Raw genomic sequence first — 13,254 nt, forward strand, 5'->3', positions numbered from 1 at the left:
TTAATGAGTTTATTCTAGTAAAGATATATAAGCCGTTAAATGCTTATGAAACAGGTGGTTACACTTATTTAGTCACTTTCTTGAAATACCTAATAAAACTAACTATCCATATTGACGTTATGATAATTTCGATTGCAGCCAGTTTACTTGCTCGGTGAGTGTTGCTACTTGTTGTTCTAAGTCTGATACGCGTTGCGCTAGACTCTCGCTATCACCTTCAGTTAGCTCATGCTTATCATTAAAACTTGCAGTTGTTTGTTGAGGCGAACGTTTGTCAGCATCATCTAAAGTTTGTGGAGAAAAAAGGTGAACAAAGCGTGATTCTCTTTTGCCAGGCTCTCGAGCGAGCTGTTTGACCAGAATTTTGCCATTATATTGTTGTAGTTCATTTAAAGTTTGCTCTACCTCGGTAACATTAGCAAATTCTGCAAGCCGATTCGTTCGACTCCTTAACTCGCCCGGTGTTTGTGGCCCTCGCAGCATTAAGACACACATAATCGCCCGTTGCTGAGCTGAAAATTTTAGATCGCCAAATTCCGTATTACAAAATCGATGAATATATTTAGGTACACGACTCGAAGATTGGCGATCAACCATCACTAATTGCATATCGATAAGTTCATCAACAATGTTTTGTACTTCAACTTCACTTAACGATACCACAGGTTCGCGATTACTTTTTTGGTTACAGGCCGTCATTAAACCGTTTAAAGATAAAGGATATTGGTCAGGTGTGGTGGTTTCTTTTTCTAACATGACACCGATAACACGACACTGCATAGGAGTGAGAGATAGCATACAAGTAGTTCCTCAAAGTTTGACCATGCTGTTATAGCAAGCTATTCGCTAACTTACTAGAAGTAAAATTATTAGTACATTTCGTCAAAAATGTGTTAATTGTATTTGAGATTGGTGTTAGTTGTTGTTTTTTTGTAACAGCCCCTTTACCAGGGTATTACGAATTGTTTGGGAGAACGCAAAATAACGACAAAACCAATCTATAAAAATAAATATAAAATCAAGGAATTATAATAATGAAATTGTCAAAAAAATTTCTATTAAGCATCTTTGCTACTGTGGCGTTTTCTGCAAGCGCAGCTAAACCCCAATTAGATGTTGAAGTAGATGTACAAACCTTAACGAATGGTGATGTTAACGCAACCCTTACCATTACCAATAATCATAAAGGCCAGCAAAAAGTACTTGGTTGGTATACTGATTTAGAAGAAGAGCATATTTTCCATATCACACGTGATGGTGTTGAAGTGGAATTTATGGGACCTCATTATAAACGCCCTGCACCGACTGAACGTGATTACATCAAGTTAAAATCTGGTGAGTCAATTACAAAAACTTTTGAATTGACCAGTAATTATGACATGTCTCAAGCTGGACAATATGAAATTACTTACGATGTTAAGTCGCTTCATTTGTTTAGTAACCGCGGACAGCAAAAAAAAGCTGAGCGTTTAAATGTTGAATCATTAACGTCGAACACAACTTCTATTTACTTAGACGGTTTACTATCGAAAGGTGGTGCTAACAAAGGTAAGCCAGGAGGTGGCGGTGCTGGCACATGTATCGACGGTACTTGTTTTACTGGTCGTTGTTCAAACAGTCAGCAAACTGAAATTATGAGTGCATTAGCTGCGGCAGACGGTATTGCTAACAATGCGGTAAGCTACTTCAATGGTCATTCAGCGAGCAATGTTACCCCTCGTTATACTACGTGGTTCGGTGAAGCTACTTCATCTCGTTTCAATACGGCTAAAGCAAACTTTGAAGCAATCAATGATGCAATTGATAATCAGCCAGTTGCATTCGACTGTAGCTGTAAAAAATCTTACTTTGCTTATGTTTATCCTAACCAACCTTACAAAGTCTATTTATGTCGAGCATTTTGGAGTGCTAATGAACTAGGCACAGATTCACGTGCGGGTACGATTATTCACGAACTTAGCCATTTCAATGCTGTCGCTGGCACAGATGATGTGGTTTATGGTCAAAGCGGTGCGAAGAGCTTAGCGATTTCAGACCCAGATCAAGCATTGAATAATGCTGATAGTCATGAATACTTTGCAGAAAACACCCCGAACCTAAATTAATTAAACCCAAGGTTAGCTACACTTAGCAGTAGCTAACCTTTTATAGGAGTGATAAAAATGAATCAGCGCATAAAGGTATGTTGGTCGGTACTGTTATTGAGCTTGCTTGTTTTTATCACTTTTCCTGCCATGACATTAAATTTAGATTCTTCATTACAGTGCGAGTTATTCGCAGAAAATAAGCAGCAATATGTTGAAGGCGTTAAGGTAAGCTATCAATTGACGAATACCTCAACGCATCAGCTTAAATTACTTACTTGGTATACCCCGCTTGAAGGGTTTATGTCGAACTTATTTGAAATCACTGACAGCGAAGGTCATCAGCTAGCCTATCAAGGGCCTATGTTCAAAAGAGCAACCCCTCAAGAGCAAGATTTTATAACAATAGCGCCTCAAGAGAAGGTCTCTGTTACGTTAAATCTATTGGAGGCCTACCCACTAACTTCTGGGCAATACCAGGTTTCGTTAAAGCCTAAAATGGTTCAAATTGTCATCGACAACCAGTCGATATCAACACAGTTGTGTCAGCATCGTTCGATTAGTGTATTGGTAGAAAAGTAAAACTTCGCGAAAGTGTTATTTCGATTGCCTACTCCACTCAAATAAAAATACTAAACTATCGGCTATAGTTAGTTTAGCAAGACTGCTTAAGGATTAAGTGGTTTGCATTTGCTAATTATTCACTTTCAATAAAAGGGCCGTTAGTTTATGAATATTAACCCTTGGCGTAGTTCTTCGGTTCGCACTGCTTTAGAAGGGCGTTCATTTATTGATGCCAAACGCATTCATATTCATTCAGAGCAAGAAGCTAAAGCGTTTTTGGCTTGCTATGGATTTGATGTTAGTGATCCTTCGGACTTGCAAGAGCTTGAAGTGCTACGTCAAGAAGCTATTGAGTTAATTGAGCAGGAGCTGCTCAATGATGGCGAAGCTATCCCCAAACCCCTCAAAGAAGAGCGTGATGTTGTTAACTATATTCTCAGTGCTTCAGGCCATGGTAAAAAAGGCCTTTCGCCTTGGAGTGGCGCAATTTTGCGTGTGTTACATACACTAACGCACAGCCATTCATATTTAAATGACTTGTATCATGATGATATTCGTCAGCAAATATTTGGTCGGTTTGATGAACACATTGTCAAACAGGGAGATAGCTGCTATTTGGGAGATGTTGCCATGGTTGATATCGAATTTAGACGGGTGAAAACAAGGCGCTCGGTTGCGATGAAGTTAATGCACAAAGCTGAGAATGTTGCTGCTGATATCTTTGACTGGATTGGCATTCGTTTTATTACTTATTCAAGAGCTGATGTCCTTGATGTGTTGGCCTATTTACGAATGAATCATATTCTCACATTTGCTAACCTTAAACCGTCTCGTTCGCGAAATACACTTATCGATCTTGCATGGTTAGATCAATGCTTTGATAAAGGTATGCCGATTATTGATATTAAAGAGGCAATGCAGAGCTTGGCGTATCCAGATGATGATAAAAATAAATCAACGAATCCATTTAGTGAAGTGTCATACCATTCGGTTCAAATCACCTGCCGTCAACGTATCAAAATTTTACAACCCAATGGCAAAAATTTATGTTTTTTCTTCCCATTTGAAATCCAGTTAATGGATCAAGATAGTTATCTAGCCTCTCGCGAAGGGCTTGCATCCCATGGAGAATATAAAAAGCGACAACGGAACGCAGTGCGTAAACGTATTTTACCTTTTTTAAAGTAAACAATATTTTGTTACCTTCTCATGCTTCAAATCAGCACGGTAATGAGGTAGCGTTAATGGATAATACGATAATTAAGGAAGAAGGCCGATGGAAACTTTTAAAGCAAGCGCGGCAACGTTCACTTTTGTCTTGGGTTTGACTTTCGTTGCCTTGGTGTTTATTGGCCACTTGAGTGTTTGGTTTTTGTTGGCCGGGCTTTTTAGTTTAATGGTGGCTTATTACATTTGGCCGAAAAATCGAAAAAGTGAGCGCGACGGATACTATGCTGTTTTGGATATTATCGAGGCACTGATTGAACTGCCGATTAGATTACTAAGTTGGTTTTTCGGCAAGCTCGTTCGATTGTTTAAAGATGTTGACCTCGGTGTTTAAACAGTTATTTCAGCATTGAGCTGGCTACTCGCTGCTGATTTTTACCGTTGTGATAGTTCAATTTGGCAATAAAAATGGGTTTTCCTATTAACTCATCAAACGAGTATTCGTTTATCTTCAGCCCTAAGTTTAAGTGATTAATTTTTAGTGGAAAGTTGTTATCCGTTTCGATTTAATAGGATGAAAATTAGTCTCGATAATAAGCGTTATACCTCAAGGAGAATTCGTGTCACAATCAAACTTATGGATACCCGTAATCGGAACGTTAGGTGGAGCTATAGTAGGTTTTGCAACAAGCTTTGTAACTGCTTGGTGGAATGCAGGAAAAGCAGAAGATAAGGCATCTCAAGATAGAAAACGTAGTAATCTAGAAGAGCTATACAAAACATTTATTAACTTGAGAATGGAAGGTTTTGGCAGAGTTGGTAAATGCCTCAACAAAGTACATTATAATGTTGCTTTCGAAGAGAAAACTTACACTGACATTGCTCCTAACAGTAAGGCTGAGATGCTTATAAAGCTTTACGCAAGAGACTTGAATGAGCCATGGGAAATCTATGTTAAAGCTAAAGATGATTTTGGGAAAATCTGCGCAGAAATACTTATAAACCAATTTGACCATTTATCTAAGCGAGAGCAACAAAATATTACAGAGCAGGTTTTGGCTAAGCACAAAGCATATGAATCTTCGATTAGTTATATGCACAATAAAATATCAGAGATAATTGAGCCATAACAAGCCATTACAGTAACGGGACTGCTAACAGCTTACTCGGTTCCGCTTCGCTACACAATTTTAGCAAGCTATTATCAGCTCCTGAATGGAGCGTTAGGTACACAAGGAAGTTCGATGAATTTAAATCAAGTTACATTACCCGTAAATAATATGGATACGGCTACAGAATTCTATCGTATTTTAGGTTTTACACAAATAGTTGATACGCCTCAGTATGCGCGTTTTGAATGTCCTGGAGGAGGTTCAACTTTTTCATTATCTTTAGAAAGTTCTGACTTTGTGAGCCGAACTGTTATCTATTTTGAACATGAAGAGTTAGATGAATGGGTCGTTCAATTAAAGACTAAAGGTATTAATTTCGACCAAGAACCTACAGATGAAAGTTATTTATGGCGAGAAGCTGTTGTACATGATCCATCAGGTAATAAAATCAAACTTTATTGGGCTGGTGAAAATCGCCTTAATCCACCTTGGCGTGTCGAAATGCGTACCTAACAAGGCCATCAAGGCAATTGGACGCAAAATGCTTGGTTTTTGCTCCTTCGTCGCTAATTTTAGCCAAGTATTTGTGCGCTCAAATTGAGCCGTTATGTTTATCTGGAGTTTTCTGTTACATGGGAAGTTATGCCTACTAAAATAACCGTTTTAAATGCGTCAGGAAAATTTAATCATGTTTTAGGTTTTTTGGAGTCTAAAGCGCAGGATTCACTGATTGAAATTAAAAAACATATTGAATTACCCAATCTAGATATTGTAATAAGTCCATGCCTTGACGAGTACAAAAATGAGAGTGGCATTATGGGATCTGCAAGTTCTCAAATCTATGTTATTGATATCGGGTTAGATGCCGACAGAAAAGACCTCGTTGATATCATAAATCATAAACTCACTGCCGTTATGGCGCATGAAATGCACCATGTCCTAAGAGCAACTTCTGGCGTTCAAGAGAAAAAACTGTTTCAAGTACTTATTTCAGAAGGACTTGCATGTCATTTTGAGACCAAATTTAATACACATGTTGTAAAAGAGTTTTTTGACGAAGTCAGAAAATATGAGTGGCTTGATTTATATAATAAAATGCAAGCTAACTTGGAAAATACTGATTTTGATTATCCTGTGTATTTCGGTGGCCAAAATATTGCAAAATTTCCAAATCGAGCGGGCTACTGGGTTGGCTTTAATTTAGTGTCAGAATACATTAATAAGCACGGTGGTTGTGCTGTTACGCTTGTCGGTACACCAGCCGAAGAGTTGGTTGTAATATAAGCATGATAAGTACTTGAAACGAAAAAAAAGTTGGTTAGGTCAAGTTTTACTTCACATTTTAACCAATAGTTTTTTGTCCGCTTAAGTGGGCGTCAGGTTTATAATCAGTTGCGGTGTTTGTTTCCAGTGGGAGTTAACAATTTTAAATCGTAAAACACTAATTGTCTTTGTTGTTCTAATGACTAGCTTTGTTACTGAATTGTATGCTGAAACAATCTCAGTATCACACTGTAAGTATATTACAACCAAAGAAGATATACTCTCCTTGAATGTAGCAATTAAAGAAAAGATAGATGCAATATTATATTGTCCGACTTCTGAACAGCAAAAACTAACTCTTCATAACGTGGCATTAGCCGTATCTGCTCCGAGCAAAACCCCTCTCGGGAACTGTCAGATTACTAAGTATGCCTTAGGGAAAGATGATACAACTGATAAGTATCTATGGTCATCTGCAATTGGTAATGCTTGCCCTAGAATAAATGAAAATGAATACGTATCACTGCACTACCTTCCTAGTGAATACAATAAAGACCTGTTTTTTGATAATTTAACGAACTTCTTATCAAGACTAAACGCCAATGAATTGGATGTTATTACCCGAATTCCTTTTTACTCTTTGTGGTTTTGTTCTGACTGCAAGGAGTTTATAAATGCTGTACCAAATTCGAAGTTTGTTGTTAATAGAATAGGTTCAAGTATTAACGATCCATTCAGTATTTTTGTATCATCTAAAGAAGCCCCTCATATCCGTTGGATATTACATCTTTCTGTTGAAAGTACGGGGTTGTTTATAAAAAATGTTGTAAAGTATATTGGGGATTAAATCAGCCTAACAAATTTTTTAATAAGGAAAAACAGTTGGTTAGGTCCTGCTTTACGACACTATTTTAGTAAGTTATTATCAGCCCCCCAATGTAGCATTATATTGCAAAGGAGATGCAGAGTATGAATCAAGTTAAAAGTAATTTTCAGGTAGTAGCGGCGACTATGTCTACGCTTTACTTTGGGTTATTTGCCTACGGAGCTTTTCTCATCATTCAAGAGTTTGAAAATGTATTCAATTCTCTTGAAGCTGAATTACCCATTCAAACGGCTATCTTAATTAGCACCTATCGCTACTGGGGCATTTTAGCTTTAGTTTCAGCTTTTGTTGTTTATAAAGTTAGTAAAGGTCATAGTGGTAAATCAATGAAGCTATTAGTTTGGCTACTTGCTTTATCATTTTTACTGGTTGTATTTGCTGTATGGGGTATTTACAGTCCTGTGTTAGAAGGTAAGGAATAGCCAGCAGCGCAACAAGTCAATTAAGTGTGGAATTGTTAAAGCTTGGCGCTTTTTTGCTTCATAACATATTTTAGCCAAGCATTTTTAATCCCTTGTTAGGACGTTAGGTAATACTTATGGAAATTTTTGAACCTTACAGTCAAACCATAGCCGCTTTAGGTGTGTTGGCTCTTCTTATCTTTTGCCAACTGATCGTTGCCGACTTGTTAGGCATAAAATATAAGCATATACCTGGTTCACCAGTGGTTGCAGATCATAGTGATCTTCTTTTTCGCGCGACGCGGACGGTGGCAAATACCAATGAAAGTTTAGGTATTTTCATCATTACGCTAGCTTTTAGTGTTATGTCTTCTGGTTCACCTACCCTAGTGGCATATGCGGTATGGGCTTACACTGCATCAAGATTTCTATATGCAGTGTGCTATTACGCAAATCTGCAAATCCTTCGTTCAATTGTGTTTGGGGCATCTTTGATATCCATTGCTGTTTTGTTCGGTGCGGGTGCAGCGACATGGCTATAATGCCTAACCAAAGCTGTTAGAGGGGCGCAGCTAAGCAGTATCGCTACTGGCGGCGTTAGGTGAACATCATAGAAAGGGGTTTTGATTGAACTTCAATAAGAAAAATTTGGAAGACGCTGTCAGTAAAAATATTATTTCATTAGAACAGTGTGAGAAACTAATCGAGTTTTTAAATAAACAAGCAAACGTAGCTGCTAAGTTTGATTTTACACATGTTCTTTACTACCTAGGCGGAATGATTGCAATTGGAGCAATGACACTGTTTATGAACTTAGGATGGGAGTCCTTCGGAGGAATTGGCATAGTATGTCTTTCTCTACTGTATGCTGCGGTTGGATTACAACTGACTAACATCTTCAAATCCAAAGGGTTAGCTATTCCTGCTGGTATTTGCGGCACCTTTGTTATCGCGTTAACTCCATTAGCCGTTTATGGATTGCAACAGACACTGGGTGTTTGGCCTGATGAAAGTGTTTATCGCGAATACCACCGATACATCAAGTGGCATTGGCTTTACATGGAATTAAGTACCCTAGCCGTAGGTGCAATTATTGCCTGGAAATACAAATACCCTTTCTTAATCATGCCTATTGCAGTGACGCTTTGGTATTTAACAATGGATGTTGCCGTGATGATTAATGGAGGGGATTATAGCTGGGAACTAAGAAAAATAGTTTCTATGTATACTGGGTTACTGATGATCGCCCTCGCTTTTTGGGTTGATATGAGATCACACAATAAAGCAGACTATTCATTTTGGATATATCTTTTTGGTGTCATTGCTTTTTGGGGCGGGATGTCACTTCAACATTCAGATAGTGAATTGTCTAAGTTTATGTATTTCTCCATTAACCTTTTGATGATCTTTGCCGGTGTGCTCATTGTCAGAAGGGTGTTTGTTATATTTGGGGCAATTGGTTGTTCTGTTTATATCGGGTATTTAGCGTCAACTATATTCAAAGATAGTTGGCTATTTCCTATTACCTTAACGCTACTTGGATTATTCGTTATTTATTTGGGCGTTCTTTGGCAAAAACATGAATCGCTAATTACCACTAAAGCGAGAAGCTTTTTACCGGTAGCATTGCGTGAATTATTAGCATCTAAGCATGCGTAATTGCAGCTAAAACGTTATTCAGAAAAACAAATAATGCTCGGTTTTGCGACGCTGCCTCGGTATCGTCGAATACTTTCAGCCCGTTAACCGAACATTGAGCGCTAAATTTCCCTGTGTTACTGGGATATTCACAATTTAATGTTAACAAGAGGTAACTTAACTGATACATTGCGATTACCGTTGGTTATAAGGAATTAAAATGCTAAAAAAATGGTATAAGGCTTCGCAACCTTTGCTGGTTGCTTCTCTTTGCGTGACGATGCTTTCACCGTCTGCGTTAGCGGCAGAACTCAAAAAAATTACCTCTGTTGAAGGTATTTCAGAATATCGTTTGGATAATGGCTTACAGGTCTTATTGTTCCCTGATCAGACAAAAGAAACCGTCACCGTTAACGTTACCTATCATGTTGGCTCTAAGCATGAAAACTATGGTGAAACTGGCATGGCTCACTTGCTAGAGCATCTTGTTTTTAAAGGTACACCCAAACATAAAGATATTCCCGCTGAACTGAGTGCTCATGGTGCAAGGCCTAACGGCACAACTTGGACTGATCGCACTAACTATTTTGAAACGTTTGCTGCCACAGAAAAAAACATTGATTGGGCGTTAAGCATGGAGTCTGATCGAATGGTTAACTCCTTCATTGCCAAGAAAGATTTGGACAGCGAAATGACCGTGGTTAGAAATGAATTTGAGCGCGGTGAAAATAGTCCATTTCGTATCACGTTGCAGCGCATGCTTGGTGCTGCTTATGAATGGCATAACTACGGTAAATCAACCATTGGCTCGCGTGCTGACTTAGAAAATGTCCCCATTGATCGTCTGCAAGCATTTTATAAAAAATACTATCAACCCGATAATGCGACATTAATTGTTGCCGGAAAGTTTGAAACTGACGCGATGTTGTCAAAAATAAAGGCAACCTTCGGCAAAATTCCTAAGCCGACTCGCGTGATCAATCCGCTTTATACCGCAGAGCCTGCTCAAGATGGTGAGCGCGAAGTAACAGTTAGGCGGGTTGGCGACGCGCAGATGATAGGTGCCGTTTATCATGTTCCTGCAGGTTCTCACCCTGATTTTCCTGCAATCGAAATACTTAACGAAGTGTTATCAGCAGATGCGACGGGGCGCTTACATAAAGCGCTAGTGGAAAAAGAACTAGCGAGCAACGCTTTTGGGTTTAATTTTCAGTGGGCTGAGCCTGGTGTTGCCATTTTTATGGCTGAAGTAGATAAAAGTGCGGATTTAACTAAAACAGAAACTGCCTTATTAGCAACCTTAGAAGGTGTTGATACAAAACCAATTACCGAGGCTGAAGTAGAAAAAGCCAAGCGCACAATACTTAAGAATACCAAACTTGCTTTTAACTCCTCTGAGCGTATTGCGCTTGAGTTAAGTGAATGGTTAGGTATGGGCGATTGGCGTTTGCTATTTTTAAATCGTGACCGTATAGAAAAGGTAACTGCTGACGATGTTAATCGTGTCGCAAGCCATTACATCACCCAGAATAATAGAACCTTGGGTAAATTTATTCCTGCTGATAAGCCAGCGCGAGTTGAAATACCACAAGTGACTAGCGTTGAAGAAATGGTTAAAGATTATAAAGGTCGAAAAGCGGTCGCCCAAGGTGAGGCATTTGATCCGTCACACGATAATATTGACGCTCGTACGGGTATTAGCCAACTAGATACCGGTGTTAAAGTTGCCTTACTTCCTAAAAAAACGCGTGGCGAGTCGGTAGTGGTTAATATTGACATGCAAATGGGTGACTTACTGTCACTGCAAGGTCAACGTGCAGTAGGCAGCGCAACAGGTGCAATGTTAATGCGTGGTACAGAAAACTATACCCGCGAGCAGCTAAAAGAAGCGTTTGATAAATTAGAGGCGCAAGTTAGCATAGGTGGTGGTCATCAAAATGCCTATGTGAGAGTCAATACCACCAAAGCAAATTTACTTGATACGTTAACACTTGTCGGTGAAGTGTTGCAAAAGCCCGCTTTTAGCGAAAAAGAATTTACGCTGTATAAGAACGAAACCAAAGTGGCGATAGAGCAACAATTACAAGACCCTCAGCAAATTGCTTTTAGAGCGTATTCGCGCCATCAAAGTCCGTTTCCAAAAGGACATCCTCATTATACGCCAACGTTTGAAGAGGCTTTAGCTGAATTAGAGCGTTTGTCGCTTGATGATGTTAAGCGTTTCCATCAGGATTTCTATGGCACTTCTAGCATGCAAGTAACCGTTGTTGGTGATTTTGATAAACAAGCAACCACCAAGGCGCTTGATGAAATCACGGCTAGTTGGACAAGTGAAAATGAATATCAGCGTATTGCTCGTCCTTACCAAAAGCTATCAAATGAAGCGATGACATTTAACACGCCGGATAAAGAAAATGCGACGTTTATTGCTTCAATTAGTCTACCTGTTGGTCAAAGCCATCCTGATGCTCCGGCGCTAACCATTGGTAACTATATGCTCGGTGGTGGCTTTTTAAATAGTCGTTTAGCAACGCGATTGCGTCAAAAAGATGGTTTAAGTTATGGGGCTGGTTCTTTCATTAGTATCAGTGATTTTGATCAGCGAGCATCTATGGGGGCCTATGCGATTTGCGCTCCGCAAAACCTAGCCAAGGTTGAAGTAGGTTTTAAAGAAGAAATTGCTCGCTTATTAAAAGATGGCTTTACGGATGAAGAAGTTGCGGCGGCAAAATCAGGGTTGTTGCAAGGACGTAAAGTAAGTCGTTCTCAAGACCGTGAGTTGGCGGGTACCTTAAATGATAACCTGTTACTTGATCGCACCATGCAATTTGGTAAGCAATATGAAGCGCAAATAGCGGCTTTAAGTGCTGAAGATATTAATAAGGTTATGCGTAAATACCTCAGCGTAGACGGGTTTGCCATTATCAAAGCCGGCGATATGAGTAAAGTGGCTGAATAGCCATTTGTAAGATTAAAAAAGGAAGCGTTTGCTTCCTTTTTTATCACCTAGCCCTTGACGTTAGTTAATTTGTATATCAATGCTGCCGAGAAAATCCGCCGACATAGAGATTTTTTCTCCAGGTTGTAAAAAAGATTTTTCGTCAAGCAAGGTTTCAATATATTGCTTTACGACAAAGTCTCGTGGCGATTGATAATCATCATCTAAAAAGTTAAAGCCAAGGAAATACCAAGTTCCCATAAGGATTTTGAAGCCAATACTTGGTGGTCTCATGATCACGCCCGCCGGCGTGCCAGTCAACAACGTGATATTTTCATCAAATTTGCCGTAAGGAAACCAGTTTTCATTTGACCTTAGCTCGCTATGTCGGTTATCAGCAAGTAAAAATAATTGTTCGATCGCCGTTGCTGGCTCCCAAATCATCTGTCCAGCATTGGCTTGTTGTACTACTTTTTGATTACGGGTTAGCGTAAAGTCGATCTGCTCAAGAAATTTACGTTGCTGTTTAGGAATAACGAGGTAAGGACCGGTAGGAAAATACCCCGGCATACTTTTGGCAGATCTAAAGCCCTCACCCGAGCGAATATTATCAAGGTTCATTTCCCTTAATAAGGTTGCTCTATCGGTAAAATCTCCACAAAGAAAATAGCCAAGTTCTAGCTTGTCGAGATTACTTGGTTTGAGGGTCTTTAATGGTTTAGCACAGATTTCTATTTCATAATCGAGGAGTCGCTGCTGCTGATGAACGACCGTTTGGTCTCGAGTGGGCAGAACATTTTTCACAAATAAGAAAGGCTTGCGCTCTGCAGAAACTTCATCCGCATGCTCACTGTAATTAAACCCCAAAGCAATATGATGTCGACTTTGCCCTGCTGGACTGATTAAACTGTCATAGCTTAAAGTGACTTTATGCTCTTCATTTGCATTGTTAATCAAGGTTGTTATTTGCTCATAGCCCATTTTCTGATACATGGCGACCGGCGTTAAATATTGCTTTGTTAAACTACTCAGGTTGATACCCGTAATAAAGCCATTACTATCACTTAGTACCGCAATCGTGTGGTCTCTATTACCTATGTCAACATGCGATAAACTTAACGCGGTTTCAAGTGGGGCTATTTGATTTGCTTGTGTAGCTTGAGAAAGCAACCAAGTGAGCAAGATAAGTGCTTTTTTCATG

General features: G+C 39.3%; 14 protein-coding genes. 12 read left to right on the forward strand and 2 right to left on the reverse strand.

The genetic code is table 11. The features are described 5' to 3' along the window. Nucleotides 1-117: 117 nt before the first annotated feature. Nucleotides 118-798: a YceH family protein gene (locus tag ACSLUH_RS13105; protein WP_448567695.1), complete on the reverse strand. Its 681-nt coding sequence runs from the start codon at nucleotides 796-798 to the stop codon at nucleotides 118-120. Nucleotides 799-1,034: 236 nt separating this feature from the next. Here ACSLUH_RS13105 and ACSLUH_RS13110 point away from each other — a divergent pair, with 236 nt between their 5' ends. From ACSLUH_RS13110 to ACSLUH_RS13165, 12 genes are all read left to right on the forward strand, one after another. Next, complete coding sequence (locus ACSLUH_RS13110; RefSeq protein WP_448567697.1) at nucleotides 1,035-2,105, forward strand: M35 family metalloendopeptidase; 1,071 nt, start codon at nucleotides 1,035-1,037, stop codon at nucleotides 2,103-2,105. A gap of 57 nt (nucleotides 2,106-2,162) precedes the next feature. Further along, complete coding sequence (locus ACSLUH_RS13115) at nucleotides 2,163-2,666, forward strand: hypothetical protein (RefSeq protein WP_448567699.1); 504 nt, start codon at nucleotides 2,163-2,165, stop codon at nucleotides 2,664-2,666. A 147-nt stretch (nucleotides 2,667-2,813) separates the two neighbouring features. Further along, a complete protein-coding gene (locus ACSLUH_RS13120; RefSeq protein ID WP_448567701.1) occupies nucleotides 2,814-3,836 on the forward strand; it encodes a TIGR04552 family protein in 1,023 nt (340 codons plus the stop codon). An 88-nt stretch (nucleotides 3,837-3,924) separates the two neighbouring features. Further along, a complete protein-coding gene (locus ACSLUH_RS13125; RefSeq protein WP_448567703.1) occupies nucleotides 3,925-4,209 on the forward strand; it encodes a hypothetical protein in 285 nt (94 codons plus the stop codon). Nucleotides 4,210-4,435: 226 nt separating this feature from the next. Continuing rightward, nucleotides 4,436-4,945: a hypothetical protein gene (locus ACSLUH_RS13130; protein ID WP_448567705.1), complete on the forward strand. Its 510-nt coding sequence runs from the start codon at nucleotides 4,436-4,438 to the stop codon at nucleotides 4,943-4,945. Between the two features lie 114 nt (nucleotides 4,946-5,059). Further along, nucleotides 5,060-5,440 carry a VOC family protein gene (locus ACSLUH_RS13135; protein WP_448567707.1) on the forward strand — a complete coding sequence of 127 codons (381 nt, stop codon included), beginning with the start codon at nucleotides 5,060-5,062 and terminating at the stop codon, nucleotides 5,438-5,440. 129 nt (nucleotides 5,441-5,569) lie between these two features. Continuing rightward, nucleotides 5,570-6,211, forward strand: coding sequence for a DUF2268 domain-containing putative Zn-dependent protease (locus tag ACSLUH_RS13140; protein WP_448567709.1), 642 nt, complete (start codon nucleotides 5,570-5,572; stop codon nucleotides 6,209-6,211). A 178-nt stretch (nucleotides 6,212-6,389) separates the two neighbouring features. Next, nucleotides 6,390-7,037 carry a hypothetical protein gene (locus ACSLUH_RS13145; protein ID WP_448567711.1) on the forward strand — a complete coding sequence of 216 codons (648 nt, stop codon included), beginning with the start codon at nucleotides 6,390-6,392 and terminating at the stop codon, nucleotides 7,035-7,037. A gap of 122 nt (nucleotides 7,038-7,159) precedes the next feature. Next, complete coding sequence (locus ACSLUH_RS13150; protein ID WP_448567713.1) at nucleotides 7,160-7,498, forward strand: hypothetical protein; 339 nt, start codon at nucleotides 7,160-7,162, stop codon at nucleotides 7,496-7,498. A gap of 116 nt (nucleotides 7,499-7,614) precedes the next feature. Then, a complete protein-coding gene (locus tag ACSLUH_RS13155) occupies nucleotides 7,615-8,019 on the forward strand; it encodes an MAPEG family protein (protein WP_448567715.1) in 405 nt (134 codons plus the stop codon). An 85-nt stretch (nucleotides 8,020-8,104) separates the two neighbouring features. After that, nucleotides 8,105-9,136 carry a DUF2157 domain-containing protein gene (locus tag ACSLUH_RS13160; protein ID WP_448567717.1) on the forward strand — a complete coding sequence of 344 codons (1,032 nt, stop codon included), beginning with the start codon at nucleotides 8,105-8,107 and terminating at the stop codon, nucleotides 9,134-9,136. Nucleotides 9,137-9,335: 199 nt separating this feature from the next. Then, entirely contained in the window at nucleotides 9,336-12,074 is a 2,739-nt protein-coding gene (locus ACSLUH_RS13165) for a M16 family metallopeptidase (protein ID WP_448567719.1), read from the forward strand. Between the two features lie 60 nt (nucleotides 12,075-12,134). Here ACSLUH_RS13165 and ACSLUH_RS13170 read toward each other — a convergent pair whose 3' ends face one another. Next, a complete protein-coding gene (locus ACSLUH_RS13170; RefSeq protein WP_448567721.1) occupies nucleotides 12,135-13,253 on the reverse strand; it encodes a fumarylacetoacetate hydrolase family protein in 1,119 nt (372 codons plus the stop codon). Nucleotide 13,254: the final 1 nt, after the last annotated feature.

It is taken from the genome of Thalassotalea ganghwensis (assembly GCF_053485795.1).